The sequence below is a fragment of the Sphingomonas radiodurans genome, assembly GCF_020866845.1.
Taxonomy (GTDB): Bacteria; Pseudomonadota; Alphaproteobacteria; order Sphingomonadales; family Sphingomonadaceae; genus Sphingomonas; species Sphingomonas radiodurans.
In genome coordinates this window covers 2,564,175-2,584,752 of record NZ_CP086594.1, presented here as the reverse complement: position 1 = coordinate 2,584,752, position 20,578 = coordinate 2,564,175, and the positions used below count along the sequence as shown (strand labels likewise).

The 20,578-nt window shown below is 66.7% G+C and carries 13 protein-coding genes; 6 read left to right on the top strand and 7 right to left on the bottom strand.

Going from position 1 to position 20,578, the window contains the following annotated elements; translation table 11 throughout:
* Positions 1–26: 26 nt before the first annotated feature.
* Positions 27–1,031, bottom strand: coding sequence for an AraD1 family protein (gene araD1 / locus LLW23_RS11975; protein WP_228945743.1), 1,005 nt, complete (start codon positions 1,029–1,031; stop codon positions 27–29).
* Positions 1,032–1,080: 49 nt separating this feature from the next.
* A complete protein-coding gene (locus LLW23_RS11970) occupies positions 1,081–2,625 on the bottom strand; it encodes an aldehyde dehydrogenase (NADP(+)) (protein WP_228945742.1) in 1,545 nt (514 codons plus the stop codon).
* Between the two features lie 121 nt (positions 2,626–2,746).
* Here LLW23_RS11970 and LLW23_RS11965 point away from each other — a divergent pair, with 121 nt between their 5' ends.
* Positions 2,747–3,481: a FadR/GntR family transcriptional regulator gene (locus tag LLW23_RS11965; RefSeq protein WP_228945741.1), complete on the top strand. Its 735-nt coding sequence runs from the start codon at positions 2,747–2,749 to the stop codon at positions 3,479–3,481.
* Here LLW23_RS11965 and LLW23_RS11960 read toward each other — a convergent pair.
* Positions 3,478–4,791 (bottom strand): sugar MFS transporter, encoded by a 1,314-nt coding sequence (locus LLW23_RS11960; RefSeq protein WP_408642044.1) that lies wholly within the window; start codon positions 4,789–4,791, stop codon positions 3,478–3,480. The genes LLW23_RS11965 and LLW23_RS11960 overlap by 4 nt on opposite strands.
* Positions 4,792–4,943: 152 nt before the next feature.
* Between LLW23_RS11960 and LLW23_RS11955 the strand changes: the two genes are divergently transcribed.
* Together LLW23_RS11955 and LLW23_RS11950 are read left to right on the top strand one after the other, a co-directional pair.
* Positions 4,944–6,059 carry an aldose epimerase family protein gene (locus LLW23_RS11955; protein ID WP_408642043.1) on the top strand — a complete coding sequence of 372 codons (1,116 nt, stop codon included), beginning with the start codon at positions 4,944–4,946 and terminating at the stop codon, positions 6,057–6,059.
* Between the two features lies 1 nt (position 6,060).
* Positions 6,061–7,842 (top strand): IlvD/Edd family dehydratase, encoded by a 1,782-nt coding sequence (locus LLW23_RS11950; RefSeq protein ID WP_228945739.1) that lies wholly within the window; start codon positions 6,061–6,063, stop codon positions 7,840–7,842.
* A 55-nt stretch (positions 7,843–7,897) separates the two neighbouring features.
* On the opposite strand, the gene LLW23_RS11945 is transcribed toward LLW23_RS11950, so the two are convergent.
* Positions 7,898–8,917, bottom strand: coding sequence for an SMP-30/gluconolactonase/LRE family protein (locus tag LLW23_RS11945; RefSeq protein WP_228948567.1), 1,020 nt, complete (start codon positions 8,915–8,917; stop codon positions 7,898–7,900).
* 118 nt (positions 8,918–9,035) lie between these two features.
* Positions 9,036–11,507, bottom strand: a complete 2,472-nt coding sequence (locus LLW23_RS11940; protein ID WP_228945738.1) for a glycoside hydrolase family 3 protein — start codon at positions 11,505–11,507, stop codon at positions 9,036–9,038.
* A 179-nt stretch (positions 11,508–11,686) separates the two neighbouring features.
* Here LLW23_RS11940 and LLW23_RS11935 point away from each other — a divergent pair, with 179 nt between their 5' ends.
* Together LLW23_RS11935 and LLW23_RS11930 are read left to right on the top strand one after the other, a co-directional pair.
* The gene (locus LLW23_RS11935) at positions 11,687–13,051 is read left to right on the top strand and encodes an SGNH/GDSL hydrolase family protein (protein WP_408641957.1); all 1,365 of its coding nucleotides are present in this window, start codon (positions 11,687–11,689) and stop codon (positions 13,049–13,051) included.
* Positions 13,052–13,105: 54 nt separating this feature from the next.
* Positions 13,106–14,482, top strand: coding sequence for a sugar porter family MFS transporter (locus tag LLW23_RS11930; protein ID WP_228945736.1), 1,377 nt, complete (start codon positions 13,106–13,108; stop codon positions 14,480–14,482).
* A gap of 126 nt (positions 14,483–14,608) precedes the next feature.
* On the opposite strand, the gene LLW23_RS11925 is transcribed toward LLW23_RS11930, so the two are convergent.
* Complete coding sequence (locus tag LLW23_RS11925; RefSeq protein WP_228945735.1) at positions 14,609–15,697, bottom strand: LacI family DNA-binding transcriptional regulator; 1,089 nt, start codon at positions 15,695–15,697, stop codon at positions 14,609–14,611.
* Positions 15,698–15,827: 130 nt separating this feature from the next.
* On the bottom strand, positions 15,828–17,981 hold the full coding sequence (locus LLW23_RS11920) for an alpha-glucuronidase family glycosyl hydrolase (protein ID WP_228945734.1): 2,154 nt from the start codon (positions 17,979–17,981) through the stop codon (positions 15,828–15,830).
* Between the two features lie 129 nt (positions 17,982–18,110).
* Between LLW23_RS11920 and LLW23_RS11915 the strand changes: the two genes are divergently transcribed.
* Positions 18,111–20,477, top strand: coding sequence for a glycoside hydrolase family 3 N-terminal domain-containing protein (locus LLW23_RS11915; protein WP_228948566.1), 2,367 nt, complete (start codon positions 18,111–18,113; stop codon positions 20,475–20,477).
* The last annotated feature ends 101 nt before the right edge of the window (positions 20,478–20,578 follow it).

Sequence of the window (20,578 nt, the reverse complement as noted above, 5' to 3'; positions counted from 1 at the left end):
CGCGCGGCCGCATCGTCTCGGATCCATCACAACGCCCGCACGACGACGGGTTCGACCGCGGCACGCGCCAGCGGATTGCGCAGCGGCAGCGTGAATGGCGCGGCTTCGATTTCGAACACATCGCCGGCATCGGTGACAACGCCGTCGGCGAACGACAGCGTCGCGGTGCCGAAGAAGTGCACGTGGATGTCGCCCGGCCGGCGGAAGAGGGCGTATTTGAAATGATGCGCCTCGAGATTGGCAAGCGAGTGCGACATGTTCGCTTCGCCCGACAGGAAGGGCTTTTCCCAGATCGTCGTGCCGTCGCGAACGATCCGGCTGGTGCCTTCGACATGCGCGGGCGGCGGACCGACGAGCAGTTCGGGGCCAAGCGCGGCCTGACGCAGCTTGGAATGCGCGAGCCACAGGTAATTGTGGCGTTCGGTAACGTGATCGCTGAATTCATTGGCCAGGCAAATGCCGAGACGAAAGGGCGTGCCGTCCGGCCCGATCAGGTAGATGCCCGCCAGTTCGGGTTCCTCGCCGCCGTCCTGCGCAAAGGCCGGCATGGTCAGCGGCGCGCCCGGCGCGACGAGGCTGGAGCCATCGCCTTTGTAGAACCATTCCGGCTGTTGCCCGGTTTCGCCCGCGGCCGGCTTGCCGCCTGCGACGCCTTCGAGGAACATGCGCATGGAGTCGGTCTGGGGAGCGCCGGCCTCCTCGGCTTCCGCGGCGGCGCGGTGCATCTTGTCGCGGCCCTCCGCCGAGCCGAGGTGCGTCAGGCCAGTGCCGGTCATCACGAGATGCGCAGGATCATCGTGATCGATCGGCGACATCAGCCGGCCGGCGGCCAGTTCCGACGCAAGATCGACCGTTGCGCCGCGCTCGCACCGGTCGACGACATCGGCAAGGCCGACGCCTTCGGTGATCGCCCGCATGGCCAGCGCGCGAACGCTATCGATCCCCAAGACGTAGTGCGCAGCGTCGCCGACCGCGGCGATCACCGATCGCTCGCCATCATCCGCGCGATGCTGAAGCAGGCGCAAGGTCATCTTCCTCTCCCGTCACGAATGGCGCCGCTGTTACGGCTGCCGGCAATGATTAGTTTGTAGGCTTACCGTCGATCAGACGGGGCAGCGTCGTATCGTCACGGACCGCTGCGGGCAGCAGCATCAGCGGAAGGTTTTGGTACGAGACCGGCCGCAGAAAACGGTCGATCGCCAGACTGCCGACCGATGTCGTCCGGCCATCCGACGTTGCCGGGAACGGCCCACCATGCACCATCGCGTGCGCCACTTCGACGCCGGTCGGCCAGCCGTTGGCCAGGATGCGGCCGGCCTTGCGCTCCAGCAGCGGCACCAGCCGTGCCGCAAGGCTGGTGTCACCATCGTCCATCTGCAGCGTCGCGGTGAGTTGCCCTTCTGCTGCGGACAGCACCGCGCGCAGCTCCGCCTCGTCGCGGCAGCGGACCAGCAGCGAGGATGCGCCGAACACCTCGTGCCCGAGCGCCTCGTCGGCGAGGAAGTTAGCGGCGCTCGTCGCGAAGAACGCACCCTGCCCTTCGCTCACGCCCTCACCGGCGCAGCCGCGTGCTATCAACTCGACGGCGTCATGCCGATCCAGCGCAGCAACGCCTTCGTTGTAAGCGGCATGGATTCCGCTGGTGAGCATCGGGGCCGGACGTGCCTGCGCCATCGCCTCGGCCGCAGCCGCGACGAAAGCGTCGAGCCCCTCGCCCTCGATCGCCAGGACGAGGCCGGGGTTGGTGCAGAACTGGCCTGCGCCCATCGTCAGCGAGCCGACGAATGCGGTGCCGAGCGCACTTCCGCGCGCCTCGAGCGCTGCGGGCAACAGGATGACGGGATTGATGCTCGACATCTCGGCGTAGACCGGGATCGGCACGGCGCGCGCCTGCGCCAGCTTGACCAGCGCCAGACCGCCGGCGCGTGAGCCGGTGAAGCCGACGGCGGCGATCCGCGGATCCTGCACCAGCGCGCCGCCAAGGTCGTTGCCGGGCCCGACGAGGTGCGAGAAGACGCCGGCGGGCAAATCGCAGGCGATGACCGCGCGGCGGATCGCATCGGCGACCAGCGCGCCGGTCGCGGGATGCGCCGGATGGCCCTTGACGACGACGGGGCAGCCAGCCGCGAGCGCAGAGGCGGTGTCACCGCCAGCGGTGGAGAAGGCGAGCGGGAAATTGGAGGCACCGAAGACCGCGACCGGGCCGAGCGGGATCATGCGCATCCGCAGGTCGGGACGCGGCAGCGGTTGACGATCGGGGAGCGCGGGATCGATCCGGACGCCTTGCCAAGCGCCAGCGCGCAGCACGCCGGCAAACAGGTTCAACTGACCAACGGTGCGCCCGCGCTCGCCTTCCAGTCGCGCGCGCGGCAGGCCGCTTTCACGCATCGCGGCGACGATCAGCGCGTCACCGATGCCGATGATCTCCTGGCCGATGCGCTCGAGGAAAACAGCGCGCTGTTCCGCGGTGGTCGCACGAAAGGTGTCGAACGCCGCGTCCGCGGCGGCGCAGGCGGCATCGACGTCGACGTGATCATCGGTCGCGAAGGCATCGCCGAACGGTTCGCCTGTTGCGGCGTCCACCGATCGGAACTCGGCACGGCTCGCCAACGCTTGCTCGTTCATAACGTCTCCATTTACTCCGACATATTGACACGGCAGAGGCATTGCAATCTTTGATCGTTGTCGGCGCAGTCGCTTGAGCTTGCGCGATCCCATGATAGGCGGAACGCGGGAGACTGGTCGGGTGAGCGAAGGTGAGACGGCCGGGATACGCAAGCCGCGAGGCACCGGTCGCCGGCTGCACGGCGCGATCGCGCACAAATTGGGCGTTGCGATCCTGTCGGGCGAATTCGCGCCCGGCGACACCTTGTCAGGCGAGGTAGCCTTCTCCGAGGCGCTGGATGTTTCGCGCAGCGCGTATCGCGAGGCGGTTCAGGTGCTGACCGCGAAAGGCCTGGTCGAAAGCCGCCCGAAGGCGGGCACGCGCGTGCTGCCGCGCAGCCGCTGGAACCTGCTCGACCCCGACGTGCTCGCGTGGGCGTTCGCGGGGGAACCCGATCTCGCCTTCATCCGATCGCTGTTCGAGTTGCGCGCGATCATCGAACCGGCGGCCGCTGCACTTGCCGCCGAACGCCGCGACCGCGACGACCTGAAGGCGATGAAGGGCGCGCTGGCGGGGATGAGCCGTCATACGCTCGCCACCGAGGCGGGGCGCGCCGCCGATCGCGATTTCCACGACGCGATCCTGCGGGCCACGCGCAACGATGCGTTGATCGTGCTCAGCGCGAGCATGGGCGCGGCGGTGACGTGGACGACGCAGTTCAAGCAGCGCGCTCGGGCGCTGCCGCGCAACCCGATCCCCGACCACCGCCGCGTGCTCGACGCGATCGCCGCCGGCGACGGAGCAGAAGCATCCGCCGCGATGCGGTTGCTGGTCGATCACGCGCTCGAGGACACGCAGACGTCGATGGACGTCTAGGGCGAAGTTACACGCTCCGAAAACTGATGGCTCGGCTTCGAGCCCCAGACGGCGTAGAACAAGACGTATAGTTCGCACGCTGCCGTCAGCAGGAACGACATCTGCAAGCCGTAGCGGTCGGCCAGCCAGCCCTGGACGATGACCAGCGCGCCGCCGGCGATCGCCATGATCAACAGCCCTGCCCCTTCCTCGGTCAGCGGCCCGAGGCCGCGGATGCCGAGCGTGAAGATCGTCGGGAACATGATCGAGTGGAACAGCCCGACCGAGATCAGCGCCCACATTGCGACATGACCGGTGGTGAAGGTGGCGATCAGCATGACGATCGTCGCACCGATGCTGGCGATGGCGAGCGCCTGGCCCGGGTCCATCCGCTGCATCGCATACGCGCCGACCAGCCGCCCCACCATCATCCCGCCCCACATCAGGAACAGGTAATTGGACGCCTGCTGATGCGTTAGGTTGCCGATGTCGGGCTGCGAGACGAAGTTGATGAAGAGATTGCCGACGCCGATCTCCGCAATGAGGTAGATGAAGATCGCGGGGATGCCCAGGACGAGGTTGCGGTGCGCCCAGAGCGAGTGCGCCTTGCGGTCGGCCCTGGCCGTACGCTGAGTCGCTGCCCCCATCGCCGGCAGCGGAAAGCGCGCGATGATCACCGCGAGGACCGTCAGCACGATCGCGACGATGACGTACGGCAGCACGACGGACTGAGCGTCGGCGAGGCGCTCCGCCGGGGTCAGCGCCGCGGCGCCAGCGGCCGCGGTGCCCGACGACGTGCGGCCGAGGATCAGATAGCCGCCGAACAGTGGTGCCAGTGTCGCTCCCGCCGAGTTGAACGCCTGCACCAGATTGAGCCGTGACGACGCGGTCTCGGGCGAGCCGACGACGGCGACATAGGGGTTGGCCGCCACCTGCAGCAGCGTGATGCCGCTGGCGATGACGAACAAGGCGAACAGCGTGACCTCGAACGAGGGCAAGCGCGCGGCGGGCACCATGATCAGCGCGCCGGCCGCCATCAGCGCGAGGCCAAGGACCATCGCGCGTTGATAGCCGACCCGCTCGATCAGTTTCGCCGACGGAATGGAGGCGAAGAAATAGGCGATGAACCACACCGATTCGATCAGCGTCGTCTGCGTGTAGGACAGGTCGAACACGCTGCGCAGATGCGGCAGCAGCGTCCCGTTAATGACGGTGATGAAGCCCCACATGAAGAACAGGCTGGCCAGCAGCGTCAGCGCGGCGCGATAGCTCGCGCCCTCGGGCAAAGCGGCCGCCGTGTTTGTGCCAACACCCGCCATTGGACCCGCCATCATCCGTCCCCCCGTTCGCCCGGATGCTGCCGATCAACGACTTGCTCCGCGTTATTTTGTCGGACTATATAAGCCGAAACGACGCGTCAACGGGCGTCGCCATGGGGACGAGGATCATGACAGGCAGCAGCAAATCAAAGGTCGGCCGGACGATGGCCGCGGCGATCGCGCTGTCGGCGGGCACACCGGCGATGGGCGCCGAGGCACAGCGCGAATCCGCCGGGACGCTGGCCGACGGCACGCGGATCGAAGCGGTGACCTTGACCAGCAAGGCCGGCGTCAGTGCCCGGATCCTGAGTTACGGCGCGACGCTGCAGTCGCTGATCGGCCCGGATCGCAGCGGCAAGCTCGCCGACGTGTTGCTCGGCTATGATGATCTTGCCGGTTACGTCGATCGTCCCAACTATTTCGGCCCGACGATCGGCCGCTATGCCAACCGCATCGCGAAGGCGCGCTTCACGCTCGACGGCAAGACGTACAACCTGCCCGCGAACGATCACGGCCAGTCGCTGCACGGCGGCGACAAGGGTTTCGACAAGGTCGCCTGGCGCGTCGTATCCGCGACGAGCGGCCCGATCGCCAAGCTGGTGCTCGCCTATCGCAGCGCAGACGGCGAAGCCGGCTATCCCGGCAACCTCGACGTGACCGTCACCTATGCGATGGACGATGCGGGTGGGCTGACGATCACCTTCGAGGCACAGACCGACAAGCCCACGGTGGTCAACATGACCAACCATGCGATCTTCAACCTGGCCGGCGAGGGCGCGCCGCAGGGCGCGCTCCAGCACCGGCTGACGATCCCGGCCACGGCCTATACGCCGGTCGATACGACGCTGATCCCGACCGGTGAGTTGAAGCAGGTCGCGGGGACGGTGTTCGATTTCCGCGCGGGCCGGACGGTCGCCGACGGCATTCGCGATGGCCGCGACCCGCAGATCGTCGCCGGGCGCGGCTACGACCATAATTTCGCGCTCGACAAGGGCCTGACGGCGACACCGCAACTGGCGGCGCGGCTGGAGGACCCGGCCTCGGGCCGGGTGCTGGACGTGATGACGACCGAGCCCGGCGTGCAATTCTACACGGGCAATTTCCTCGACGGGACGCTGATGGGCAAATCGGGCCATCTGTACCGCATGGGCGACGGCATCGCGCTGGAGCCGCAGAAATTCCCGGATGCGCCGAACCAGCCTGCGTTCGTCTCGGCACGGATCGACCCGGGCAAGCCCTATCGGCACGTGATGGTCTACAAGCTGACGGTGGCGCGCTGAGATGACGAAGCTTCGCAGCCGGGCATGGTTCGACAATCCGGACAATATCGACATGACCGCGCTCTATCTCGAGCGCTACCTCAATTTCGGGCTCAGCCTCGAGGAACTGCGCTCGGGCAAGCCGATCATCGGGATCGCGCAGACCGGCAGCGACCTCAGCCCCTGCAATCGTCACCACCTCGTGCTGGCCGAGCGGGTGCGCGACGGGATTCGCGAGATGGGCGGCATTCCGCTCGAATTCCCCGTCCACCCGATCCAGGAAACCGGCAAGCGCCCAACCGCCGGGCTCGACCGCAACCTCGCCTATCTCGGTCTGGTCGAGATATTGTACGGCTATCCGCTCGACGGCGTGGTGCTGACGATCGGCTGCGACAAGACCACGCCGGCGTGCCTGATGGCGGCGGCGACGGTCAACCTGCCCGCGATCGCGCTATCGGTCGGGCCGATGCTCAATGGCTGGCACAAGGGCCAGCGCACCGGTTCGGGCACGATCGTTTGGAAAGCGCGCGAGCTTCTGGCGACCGGGGCGATCGACGACGCGGGCTTCATCAAGCTCGTCGCCTCGTCCGCGCCGTCGACCGGCTATTGCAATACGATGGGCACCGCGACGACGATGAACAGCCTGGCCGAAGTGCTCGGCATGCAATTGCCCGGGTCCGCCGCCATCCCGGCGCCGTATCGCGACCGGCAGGAGGTCGCCTATCGCACCGGGCGGCGGATCGTCGAAATGGTGGCGGAAGACATGAAGCCGTCCGACATCATGACCCGCGACGCCTTTCTGAACGCGATCCGGGTGAATTCGGCGATCGGCGGATCGACCAATGCGCCGATCCACCTCGCCGCCATTGCGCGGCATGTCGGTGTCGAACTCACCATCGACGACTGGCAGACGCATGGCCTGAACGTCCCGCTGCTCGTCAACCTGCAGCCGGCGGGCGAGTATCTCGGGGAGGATTTCTATCGCGCCGGCGGCGTGCCGGCGGTCGCCTCGCAGTTGATGGAGCACGGTTTGATCGCGGAGGACGCGATGACGGCAAACGGCCGAACGATCGGCGACAATTGCCGGGGAGTCGCGATCGAGGACGAAAACGTCATCCGCCGTTACGATCGGCCGCTGATCGACGGTGCAGGGTTCCTGGTGCTGCGTGGGAATCTGTTCGACAGCGCGATCATGAAGACGTGCGTGATCTCACCCGAGTTTCGCGACCGCTATCTTTCCAATTCCGACGATCCGAACGCGTTCGAAGGGCCGGTCGTGGTTTTCGACGGGCCGGAGGATTATCACGCGCGCATCGACGATCCCGCGCTCGGCATCACCGATCGCACGATGCTGTTCATGCGCGGGGCCGGGCCGATCGGCTATCCGGGCTCCGCCGAAGTCGTCAACATGCGACCGCCGTCGTATCTGATCCGTGAAGGCGTGCATGCGTTGCCGTGCATCGGCGACGGGCGGCAATCGGGCACCAGCGGATCGCCATCGATCCTCAACGCCTCGCCCGAAGCGGCCGCGATGGGCGGCCTAGCGTTGATCCGCACCGGCGATCGGGTCCGCATCGATCTGGGCAAGGGGACGGTCAATCTGTTGATCGACGATGCCGAACTCGCCGAACGCCGCCGCGCGTTGGAGGCCGCAGGCGGCTATGCCTATCCCGCTTCGCAGACCCCGTGGCAGGCGATCCAGCGCGCCGTGGTGGGGCAGATGGAATCCGGCGCCATCCTCGAAGGGGCCGAGGCCTATCAGCGGATTGCGCAAACGGCGGGCTTGCCGCGCGACAATCACTGATCAGTCCGACGGGAGACACCCCGATCAAGCGACCGGGGTGCGCCTGGCGCGAGCTTTAAGCGCGCGTCCTGGTGCGAACGCTGGCCACCATATCGTGCGAGGCCAGAAAGAGTGTTCGGCCATCGCGTCCGCCGAAGCAGAGGTTCGCAATCGCCTGTCCGGTCGAGACGATGCCGAGCAGTTGGCCGTCGGCGGTGAGCACGTGAACGCCGCCCGGGCCCGTCGCGAATATTCGACCTGCCCGGTCGACAGCCACGCCGTCCGGTAGCCCCGGAGCGCCGGCCGCCAGATGCGCCCGCATGTCATGGACCAGACGGACCTTGCCCGTCCGGCCGGTCGCATCCAGCGGATAGGCGAGCAATTCGGGCCGCGTTTCGTCCGAAAGGGCCAGGTACAGCGTCCGTTCGTCGGGTGACAGCGCGATGCCGTTCGGACGGCGGTGGTCGCCTTCGAGCAAATGGACGCGTCCGTCGGGATCGAGCCGATAGACCCCCTGAAAATCCAGTTCGCGCAGCGGTGATCGGTCGGGATCCTTCAATCCGTAGGGCGGATCGGTGAAGTAGATCGCGCCGTTCCGCGCGACCACCACGGTGTTCGGACTGTTGAAGCGCTTGCCCGCAAACCGATCGGCCAGGATCGTCTTGCGGCGCGTCGCAAGATCGACGCTGGCGATGGCGCGGTTGCCGCTGTCCGCCATCACGAGACGCCCGGCGCTGTCGACAGCAAGCCCGTTGGCGCCCGCCTCGTTGAAGGCGGCGGGCACTGGCCCGGCGAGGCCGGATGGCCGCATGAAGACGTCGGTGCCGCGACCCGGTCGCCACCGCCAGATCGTGTTTCCCGGCACGTCGGTGAACAGCAGCCAACCTTGCTTGCGAAGCCAGACCGGCCCCTCGGCCCATTGATATCCCTCGCCCAGAACCTCGATCGGCGCATTCGCGTCGATCACGGCGTCGAGCGCGGGATCGAAACGGCGGACACCGCCGACGGTCCGTGGCGTGCCCGCAGCGGCGAGCCCCGGCGTCGTCACCGACAGCGCTGCCATCCCGACGAGGCACTCACGCCGGTTGAGCGGCATCCTCACGCCCGCGGCATAGGATGAGAGCCGTTCGCGCGCGCATCGATCGGCGACGGCGAGATCACACCCTTCAGGTCTGGGAGCAATCGCGCTCGACCCTTTGTCCTGCGGGCCACGATCAGCGGACTGCGCATGTGAGCGGACCCGGAGGGGCGCTGCCGATACGTACCTCCGAAACGTCAATCGCCAACCGCCCGCTACTCGCCATGACGAACGCGCGGGTTACGCGCGCCATATCTGCGCCAGCCTCGGCGAAACACCGCAGCGGAACCGCCATTTGGGTCCAGGCACCGGGCACCGCGGCTGCGACGGCAGCAGTGACGGGGACGATACCGACCTTGTCGCCGCTGGCGATCGACAGTGTCACGGGCCCGGAGGATGGCGTCACGACGCGGTAGTCGATCAGCAGGCTGAGTTCACCGTTGGACTCCCGCGTCAGGTCGATCGGGCTGGGCTGCTCGATCGCGAAGCGACCCTCGCCCGAACCGCTCCAGGTAAGGCGCAAGCTATCCTCCTGCGCCTTGCGATCGGTGCGGGTCTGCACGACCGCCCCGCCCGCTTCCAGCCGCGCGCCAACCGCCACTCGCCCGCGCACGAATAGGGCATTCTGGTCGCCCGCCGCCGCGCTAGGGCGCGTCTCGTCGAGCTTGGGCACCGTCGTTGCCGCAGCGTAGCTCAAGCCGTAGCCGAACGGGAACAGCGGGTCGTAATTGGGATCGCGGCGGTTGAGGACGTTCTGGTCGATCCGCTTGGGCCAGGAAAAGCTGAGCTTGCCGGTGAAGTCGCGCGCCGGCCGACCGTTCTTGCCGGCCAGCAGCACGTCGGCAACGCCGCCGCCCTCGGTGCCCGGCAGAAACGCGGCGACAAACGCGTCGGCGGCGTTGAGTTCCGGGTTCACCCACATCGGCCGCCCGGAGAGGAACACCGCAACGACGGGCACGCCGGCGGCCTTGAGCTTGCGCAGCAGCGCCAGATCCTGCTTGTCCTGCGGGCTATACTCTAGCGTCGGCCTGTCGCCGGTAAATTCGGCATAGGGCGTTTCGCCGAACACGACGACCGCCACGTCGGGTTTGCTGGTGAAACTACCATCCACCGACAAGGTCGCGCGCCCCCCGGCAGCGCGCGCCGCCTGAGCGATACCCGACCAGATCGACTGGCCGTTCGGGAAATCCTTGTTGGTGACATCGGTCCCCTGCCACGTGATCGACCAGCCGCCCGCGGCTTGGCCGATGTTGTCGGCGGCAGTGCCTGCGACCAGGATGTTGGCACCGGCCTCGATCGGCAGGACGCCGCCATTGTTCTTGAGGAGCACCAGCGATTTCGCGACGGCCTCACGCGCGAGCGCGCGGTGCTCGGGCGCGCCGATGCGCGCGAATTCGCCTGCCAGCGGCCGGCTGGATGGACGACCGCGATCGAACGTACCCGCGATCAGCTTGACCCGCAGGATGCGCGCTACCGCGTCATCCAGCCGCGCCGCGCTGATGGCGCCTGATTTCACGTGCGCCAGCGTGCTGTCGTAAAGCTTCTTCCAGCCCGGCCCGGAATACATGAACATGTCGAGCCCGGCGTTCACCGCTGCTGCACAATCCTCGTTGGTGCAGCCGGGCACCTGTCCGTGCGCGTTCCAGTCGCTCACCACGATGCCGTCGAACCCCATTCGGCCCTTCAGCACATCGGTGAGCATCGACTTGTTGCCGGTCATTTTCACGCCATTCCAGCTTGAAAACGACACCATCACCGTCAGCGCGCCGGCTTCGAGCGCAGGCGGATAGCCAGCCGCGTGAACGCTGCGCAGCACGTCTTCGGGCACGCGGGCATCGCCCTGATCGCGGCCGCCGGTACCCCCGTCGCCGACGAAGTGCTTGACCGACGCGATCACGCGGCCCGGCCCCATGAAGTCGCGGCCCACGGCGCCCTGAATGCCCTCCACCATCTCGCCGGCGTAGGACGCGACGATCGACGGCTCCTCCGAATAGCTTTCATATGTGCGGCCCCAGCGATCGTCCTGAACGACCGCCAACGTTGGCGCGAAGCTCCAGTCGATGCCGGTCGCGGCGGTTTCGACGGCTGTGGCCTGACCAATGCGACGGACGAGCGCCGGATCGCGTGTCGCGCCCAGGCCGATATTGTGCGGGAACAGCGTTCCCCCGACGATATTGTTCGCGCCGTGGACCGCGTCGGTGCCCCAGATCACCGGAATGGCGGGCCGCCCGTCTGATCGCTTCATGGACGCATCGTAGAAGGCGTCGGCCAGCTTCAACCATTCGGCGGCAGGAGCGCGCTCGTCGTTGTTTGGAGCTGAATTCCCGCCGTTCAGGATCGACCCGATCTTGTAGGTTTCCACGTCCTTCGGCGTGATGCTGGCGATATCGATCTGCATCATCTGGCCGACCTTATCCTCGACCGACATGCGCGCCATTAGATCGGCGATACGTCGCTCGATGGCGGGATCGCGCCGGAGCTTCGGGGTCACCGTCGGCCAACTCGCCGGGCTCGCCGCCGGTGAGAGGTCGCCCTGCGCCGCGATGGGCGCTCCGGCGGCCAGCAACGTGACAGCCAGCACTCTGCGCATCACCAGATAGGACGTCATAGCCTCTCCCACGGCTTCTTGAGTCCAGCCGTTGTAGCGGTAACAGACCGCTCGGGACCATCGGTGTCAACAGGCGATCGCCTTCGTTCGGGTATCGGACAGTCGGCACTCCGGTTCGCGCTTGCGCGGCTCGCTTCCCCTGCGCTAATGTTAGCGCTAACGTCTAACGAGGGCGACGAATGGGGGGATTGAGCAGTACACGCGTTCTGGTCGCGACGTTGCTGCTTGCGTGCCCTTCGCTGGCCGGTGGCCAACCCTCGTCACCCGCGCGCTGGATCGCGAGTTGGGGCTCGGCGCAAATGATCCCCGCTGCCGAGAACGCGCTGCCGCCTGCCAGAAGCCGCGACCTCACGCTCCGCCAAGTCGTCCGACTGTCTGCGGCGGGCAAGCGGCTTCGCGTGCGTTTCTCCAACGTGTTCGGCACCGCGCCGCTGCTGATCAGCCGCGCCCACGTCGCCCGTCCCGCGGGTGGCCCGCGGCTCGCGGCAGGCAGCGGGCGGATGCTTGCGTTCGGCGGGCAGACCGCCGTAACGATCGCCGCGGGTGCCGAAGTCTATTCCGACCCTGTGTCGATCGCGCTGGAGCCTGGCGCCGACCTTGCGATCAGCCTGCATCTGCCATCCGTGCCGAGTGTTCAAACCGGGCATCCCGGATCTCGCGCGACCAGCTACCTGATCGCGGGCGACAGCGTCGCGGTTGACGATCCGTCGGGTGCCGAGGCGTCAGCGCGCTGGTGGGTGCTCGCGGACGTCGAGGTGGAGGCACCAGCAGGCGCCGCTGCGGTAGTGGCGATCGGCGATTCGATCACCGACGGCTACGGCGTCGCCCCCGATACGCACGCGCGCTGGACCGACACATTCGCCGCTCGGCTGCGCGCCGATCCTGACACGCGCGCTATCGGCGTGGTGAACGCGGGGATCGGCGGCAACCGCGTACTGCTCGATGGCCTCGGCCCCAATTTGCTCGCCCGATTCGACCGCGACGTGGTCGCACGAAGCGGCGTGCGATGGGCCATCATGCTGGAAGGCGTCAACGATATCGGGGTGCTGACTCGCGACGGGCTGGTGGACGCGGCGGCGCACAAGGCGTTGGTGACCCGGATCACGCAGGGCTATGCCGAGCTCGCCGCACGTGCGCATGCGCACGGGATCAAGCTGATCGCGGGCACCATCATGCCGTTCGGCGGCAACGACTATTACAATCCCGGCGCAGCGACGGAGGCTGACCGCCAGGCGATCAACCGCTTTATCCGCACGAGCGGGACGTTCGATGCGGTGATCGACTTCGATCGGATCATGCGTGATCCTGTGCGGCCTGACCGGCTGGCGCCTGCATTCGACTCGGGCGATCATCTTCACCCCTCAATGGCGGGCTACAAGGCGATGGGCGACGCCGTCCCGCTCGCGATGTTCACCGATGGCGTAGGCGCAAAGCGCTCGGCCGAGCGCGGCCCGCTGCATTCGAGGGAAGCAGCGCTTGGCCGGCAATCTGTTACATACGATACCGGGGCGGCCGAGCGCGTTCAGGTAGCGAGGGTCGAATGAATCATAATAAGGCGCAGGGAGAGTAGCGTGGAGCGAGGGGAAACAGAGGCCAATATGGGCTTCATCGCCGCGATCGTCGCGGTGGCGACGATTGGCGGCTTGTTGTTCGGGTATGACAGTGGGGCGGTCAACGGCACGCAGGACGGCCTGAGAAAGGCGTTCAACCTGAGCGATGGCGGCCTGGGATTTACGGTCGGCTCGTTGCTAATCGGCTGTTTTATCGGTGCATTCCTGGCGGGTCGCCTCGCCGATCTCATGGGTCGGCGACTGGTGATGATGCTGGCGGCGCTGCTGTTCCTGATCGGGGCGCTCGTCCAGGGTTTTGCACAAGTGCAGTGGCTGTTCGTGCTGGCGCGGATTGCCGGGGGGATGGCGGTGGGGGCCGCGAGTGTGCTCTCGCCGGCCTATATTTCGGAGGTCGCGCCGGCCAATGTGCGTGGGCGGATGACGACCGTGCAGCAGATCATGATCATCACCGGCCTAACCACCGCGTTCGTGGTCAACTATTTCCTGGCCATCGCGGCGGGCGCGTCGACAAATATCTTCTGGGGCGGCATTGAAGCGTGGCGCTGGATGTATCTCATGCAGGCGCTGCCGGCGGCGGTTTTCCTGCTGGCGCTGTGCTTCATTCCGGAAAGCCCGCGCTTTCTGGTGGCCAAAGGACGGCATGAGCAAGCAGCGGTCGTGCTCACGCGGCTGTTCGGCGAAGTGGTGGCGAAGGCAAAGCTTGAAGAAATCCGCGGTACCTTCGACGTCGATCACCGTCCGAGGCTCAGCGACGTACGCGCGCCCGGGACTTTTCTGCGTCCGATTGTCTGGGCTGGCCTCGTCTTGGCGGTTTTCCAGCAACTGGTCGGCATCAACGTTATCTTCTATTACGGCGCGACCTTGTGGCAGCTGGCAGGGTTTACCGAAGACCAGTCCCTGCTGATCAACATCGTCTCAGGCGTCGTGTCGATTGCGGCGTGCTTCCTGACGATCGCGCTGGTCGACAAGATCGGGCGCAAGCCGTTGCTCTTGATCGGCTCGGCTGGGATGACGGTGACGCTGTTCACGTTGGTTTATGTCTTCGGAAATGGGACGCTGGATGCTGACGGACAGCTTCAATTGTCTGCAAATCTCGGGACGGTGGCGCTGATTGCTGCCAATTTGTACGTGATCTTCTTCAACGTATCTTGGGGCCCGATCATGTGGGTGATGCTGGGCGAGATGTTCCCCAACCAGCTGCGCGGCTCCGCGCTGGCGGTGTGCGGCTTTGCACAATGGTTCTCCAACTATCTGATCGCGCAAACCTTTCCGATCATGGCGGCGGGCCTCGGCCTAGCCGTGAGCTACAGCTTCTACGGTGGCTGTGCGTTGATCAGCTTCTTCCTGGTCCAGCGGTTCATCAAGGAGACCAAGGGGATCGAACTGGAGGCAATGCAGGGATAAAAGCACGCTTTCGTATGTGAAAAACCCCGCCGCTCAGGGAGTGGCGGGGTAAATCCGGGGTTTTCTGTCGCACGACCGACGACGCGATCAAAAACGAAAGGCGCGTTTGCGCTTTTCGCGCTTTCGTCAGGTTCGTTTCCGCTCCGCCAACGGGCGGCTGGCGCGCGGCCGCTGGCGTGGCGCCGCATCCGACTGGCGACGGATCAGCGTGAAATCGAGCAGGCGATGCGGATTGATCGGCCCCGCGTCCTTCGATTGCCGGATCCGCGATACGAGCAACTCGATCGCACCGCGCGCCATGTCGGCGATCGGCTGATGGATGGTGGTCAGCTCGGGCCAGATCGCGGTCGCCAACGTCGTATCGTCGAAGCCGCAAACGGTGAGGTCGCCCGGCACGTCGATGCCACGCCGGTGCGCCACCGCGACGGTCGCCGCCGCCATATCGTCGTTCGAGGCGAAGATCGCGGTCGGCGGATCGGCCAGCCCGAGCAATTGCTCCGCCGCATCGAGCCCCGATCGATACGTGTACAGGCCGTGCGCGATCAGCGTCTCGTCGGGCGCCAGCCCGGCTTCGGCCAGTGCCGCGCGGTAGCCATCTAGGCGGTTCACGGTGGCGGTGACGTTCGGGTTGCCCGAGATGAACCCGATCCGCCGATGGCCGAGCGCCATGACATGGCGCGTCATGGTCAGCGCCGCATCGCGATCGTCGATGCGTATCGTCAGCATCGTGTCGAGCGAGCGGCTCGTCGCCACCGCCACCGTCGGCACCCCGGCCTCGGCGAGCAGCGCGATGATCGGGTCTGATTCGCACAGGGGCGGCGACAGCACGATGCCGTCGATGCCGCCGTCGATCAGCCGCTGCGTCACTTCCATTTCGTGATCGCCCAGCTCGCATTTCTCGACGATGATCTGAACGTCGCTGCGGCTCGCGCCGTCGAGACTGCCGACTAGAAATTCCGACAGGAACCCCGCGCTGGGATTGCTGTACAGCAAGCCGATCCGTGCCTGACCGGCACCCGCCAGGCTGCGGGCCGCGGGGTTGGGCGAATAGTTGAGCGCGGCGATCGCCACGTTGACCGCTTCGCGCGTCGCAGCGCGCACGTTCGTCTGGCCATTGATGACCCGCGAGACCGTCATGGGTGAGACGCCTGCACTGGCTGCAACATCGCTGATCGTGGGTGCGGTGCGCGGTCGCCGGGCAGGCTTTTGTTTCATGCGGAGACTCGTTTCCATGATTTGGCGGTCGACGCAACGCCGCCGCACCCAAAGCTTGTCCCGCATTCACGCATCGCGGAACGCGCCGGACCAATCACACAAAAGCCTCTGCGATGTTGCACAGTCGAAATCATTGCGGATTTCCGGGCGCCCAGGGAAAGCGCTGCGCCTTGTACCAATCGAGCGGATGCGCCGGTGGCGGCAAGCCCGCGGGCAACGGGCGACGGCTCAGGCTGGCGAAATAGGCGATGCTGGCGTCACGCCACCACTGCGCCTCCTCCAGCTGGACGCGCAGTGCATCCGCAGTCCGGCCGTGGCGCTCCGCGTCGACGAACGGCTTCAGCCGCGCCCATGTATCGCGCGTATCGGCGACCTGCGCGACGCCGCGATCGTACCGCCGGACGAGCGTGTCCCACAAGGTCGCGCCGTCGGCCATGCGGTGATCCCATGGCACATGGTGGAACCACAGCAGATACTGCTCGTCGATCGTCTTGGGATCGGCGAAGCGGCTGGCCACCGGCGGCGCATATTGCGCGAGCGCGTTGCTGCCGGTGCGCGTCCGATCGAAGCCAATGCCGTTGGCGTCGGCGCGGTGATAATAGACAGGGTTCCATTCGGGCCGGGCAAGATCGGCCACCCAAGGCCCAGGCCCATAATGATGGCCAGTCGCCATCAGATGCGCCAGCCCGAGCGGCGTCATATAATCCACCACCGCTTCGCGTGAGCGCATCATGGCGGCGACCGTCGGGGCGAGGAAGCGCGGGTCCGGCGTGAAGGTCGCCGCCGCCCAGTCCGCTGCAATCGCATCCGGCTTCGCGCGCGGATCCCATGCAAGGCGACCGAAGGCGTACCAATTGGCCTGATCGAAGATCGAGCCGGCCCAATTGCGATCGGTGCCGATGTTGGCCACGCCGGCCATTCCGGTCAGCCGATGGCCGTCGAGCGAACCATCGATGACTCGCGCCACCGTTGAGCCTCGCCCCTTGCCGTAGGTGTCCGCTGCCAGCGTTTCCGCGAACAGCGGGCCGAGATAGGCGAGGTGCGTCGCGAAACCGAGATACTCCTTGGTGATCTGGAATTCGATCATCAGCGGCGTCTTCGGCATCGCGCCGAACAGCGGATGGAAGGGCTCGCGCGGCTGAAAATCAATCGGGCCATTCTTGACCTGAACGATGACATTGTCGGCGAAGCGACCGTCGAGCGGCTTGAACTCGGTATAGGCCTGCTTGGCGCGATCCTCGGGGTCGGTGTCCGCGTAGACGAACGCGCGCCACATCACGACGCCGCCGTGCGGCGCGACGGCGGCAGCGAGCATGTTCGCGCCATCGGCATGGCTGCGGCGATAATCGCGCGGCCCGGGCTGCCCTTCGCTGTTCGCCTTGACGAGAAAGCCGCCGAAGTCGGGAATAGCGCGATAGATCTCGTCCGCCTTGCCGCGCCACCAGCGCGCGACGGCCGGATCGAGCGGATCCGCCGTCTTGAGACCGCCCAATTCGATCGGCGCCGAGAATCGCGCCGACAGATAGACCTTCATGCCCCAGGGACGCAGCACATCCGCCACCGCCGCCGCCTTCGCGATGTAGGGAGTGGTCAGGCTGTCGGCCTTGGCATTGACGTTGTTCAGCACCGCACCGTTGATGCCGATCGACGCATTCGCGCGGGCATAATCGGTGTAGCGCGCGTCGGTCTGCCCCGGCAGCCGCCACCAATCCCAGATCGATTGCCCGGCATAGCCGCGCTCGACCTGCCGATCGAGATTGTCCCAGTGATTGAGGACACGCAGGCCGACTTCGGGTCGGGATTGCAGCGCGATGCGGTCGATCGGGTCGCCGCGCTGAAGGTGGCGGATCAGCGCAAAGGCGCCGTAGAGCACCCCTGCCCCGTCGTTGGCGGCGACGACGATCGTGGGGCTGCCCGCGATGACGACGCTGCGGATCACATATCCCTCGTTGCCGAGTCCGGCGAGCGGAAGCCCAAGTTGGCGGACCAGCGGAGAGCGTGCCGGCGTTCCGAGCAGGATCGCGCCCGGGCGCATGACGGCGTCGGATGTCGGCGCGGTTCCGGCAAGTCCCTCGACCGCACGGATCAACTCGGCCTTGGCGGATGCGATTCGCGGATCGGCCTCTTGCGTTACGATAGCGCCGGCGTGTGCACGAACGGTCGCGGCAGACGTCGGCGGCAGGGGCCGGTAGCGTAGCCACAGATCATAGCCACCCTCGGCCGACGCGGAAGTCGCCGCGAGCAGGCAGGCGATCAATACCCCGATGATCCAGCCGCTCCGCATTCACCCTCCCCTTCGCGTCTCTATCGGACGGCTTCTTGACAAGCTCCGCAGACGCTTATCATGGTAGCGATAACAACGACAAGATTAACACGTGTCATCGGCAGGAGAGCGGACGTGGCCCTATCAACGATGATCACGACGCGTCGCATGATGCTCGGCTGGCTTGGCGGCACGGCGGCGGCGGCGTTTGCACCCGGCGCGATCGCAGCGGCCGCGAGCCCGATCTACAAGGATGCCCGCGCCCCGATCGACCTGCGCGTGCGCGACTTGCTGTCGCGGATGACGCTGGAAGAGAAGGTCGGGCAATTGATCGCGCTTTGGGGGACCAAGGCGGACATCATGGACGATCTGACCTTCAACCCGGCAAAAGCCACGGCCGCCTACCCCGACGGCTTCGGCCAGATTACGCGCCCGTCGGATCGCCGCGGCGGGCTCCAGTCCGCGGACGTCGCCGGCGGGACGGGCGCGCGGTGGCGCGGGAGCGAATCGACGATCGCCTTCGTCAATGCGGTGCAACGCTGGGCACGCGAGCGCACGCGGCTCGGCATCCCCGTGCTGTTCCACGAGGAATCGCTCCACGGCTATATGGCGCCCGATGCGACGATGTTTCCGCAGGCAATCGGGCTGGCGGGCAGCTTCGACCGCGACTTGATGACGCGCGTCCAGTCGGTGATCGGCCGCGAGGTCCGCGCGCACGGCAGCCACCTGGCGCTCTCGCCCGTCGTCGACATTGCGCGCGACCCGCGCTGGGGGCGGATCGAGGAGACGTTCGGCGAAGACCCCTATCTGTGCGGCGAGATGGGCGTCGCTGCGGTCGACGGCTTGCAGGGTCCGGGTGAAAAGCTGGCGCCGGGCAAGGTGCTGGCGACGTTGAAGCACATGACCGGGCATGGCCAGCCGCAGGCGGGCAACAATATCGCGCCCGCGCCGCTCGCCGAGCGTGAGTTGCGCGAGAATTTCTTCCCGCCGTTCCGCGCGGTGGTCTCGCGCACCAGCATTGCCGCGGTGATGCCGTCGTACAACGAGATCGACGGTGTGCCGAGCCATGCCAGCCGCTGGCTGCTGGGCGACGTGCTGCGCGGTGAGTGGGGTTTCGATGGCGCGGTCGTCAGCGATTACGGCGCGGTGGAGGAGCTGCAGAAGATCCACCATGTCGCGAGCGACAAGCAGGAGACGGCGCGGCGTGCGCTGCACGCCGGCGTCGATTGCGAACTGCCCGATGGCGTGGCCTATCGCACGCTGGCCGACCAGGTGCGCGCCGGCACGGTCGCGCGGGCGGCAGTGGACACGGCGTGCGCGCGGATGCTGCGGCTGAAGTTCCGCGCCGGGCTGTTCGAGGATGGCCCGGCCGATCTCAACCTTGCCCGCCGGCTGACCGGCAATGCGGAGGCGCAGGCGCTCGCGCTGGAGGCGGCGCAGCGCTCGCTTTGCCTGCTGACGAACGACGGGGTGTTGCCGTTCGATCAGGCACGACTGACGAAGCTGGCGGTGATCGGACCGAATGCGGCGGTGGCGCGGCTGGGGGGTTATTCGGGCGAGCCGTCGCGCGCGGTGTCGTTGCTGGATGGGCTGCGCGCGTTGCTCGGCGACCGCGTCGTCCATGCGCAGGGCGTGTTCATCACGCGCAGCGAAGACCGGTCGGCCGATGCCGTCGAACTCGCCGATCCTGCCGCGAACGCTCGCCTGATCGCGGAGGCGGTGGCGATCGCGCGTGACGCGGATGCGATCGTCCTGGCGATCGGCGATACCGAGCAGACGAGCCGCGAGGGCTATGCCGCCAACCATCTGGGCGACCGTACCGCGATCGACCTCGTGGGCGAGCAGAACGCCTTGTTCGATGCGCTGCACGCGCTGGGCAAGCCGATCGTGGTGTGTGCGATCAACGGGCGTCCGCCAAGCTGGCCCGGAGTCGTCGCGCGCGCGAATGCGGTGCTCGAATGCTGGTATCCGGGGCAGGAAGGCGGCACCGCGGTGGCCGAGGCGCTGCTGGGCCGGATCAACCCGGGCGCGAAGCTGCCGCTGACGGTGGTGCGCGATGCGGGGCAAGTGCCGCTGTACTATAATGCCAAGTCGTCGGTTGGGCGCGGATATCTGTTCGGCACGACGAAGCCGTTGTTCCCGTTCGGGCATGGCCTCAGCTACACGAGCTTCAGGCTGGGGCCGCCGCAACTGTCGTCCGCGACGATCGGACGGGCGGGATCGGTGGAGGTGCGGGTTTCGGTGACCAACACCGGCGCGCGGGCGGGCGACGAGGTGGTCCAGCTGTATGTCCATCAGGAAACCGCCAGCGTCACGCGACCGATCAAGGCGCTCAAGGGGTTCGCGCGCGTGACGCTCGCACCCGGTGAAACGCGCGAGGTGGTGATGACGCTCGATCCCGAGGCGTTCGCGCTGTGGAACCTGGCGATGGAGGAAGTGGTCGAGCCCGGGCGGTACCAGATCATGACCGGGCCGAACTCGGTGGATCTGCAGACCGCCACGCTGGTGATCGCTTGAGCGGCAAACGCGTTCGTTTGGTAGCGTCCACATCGTTCGTCGCAAGACGCGAAGACGCGCTTGCACCGGCGACTTAAACCGGTAAATGATAGCGCTAACGC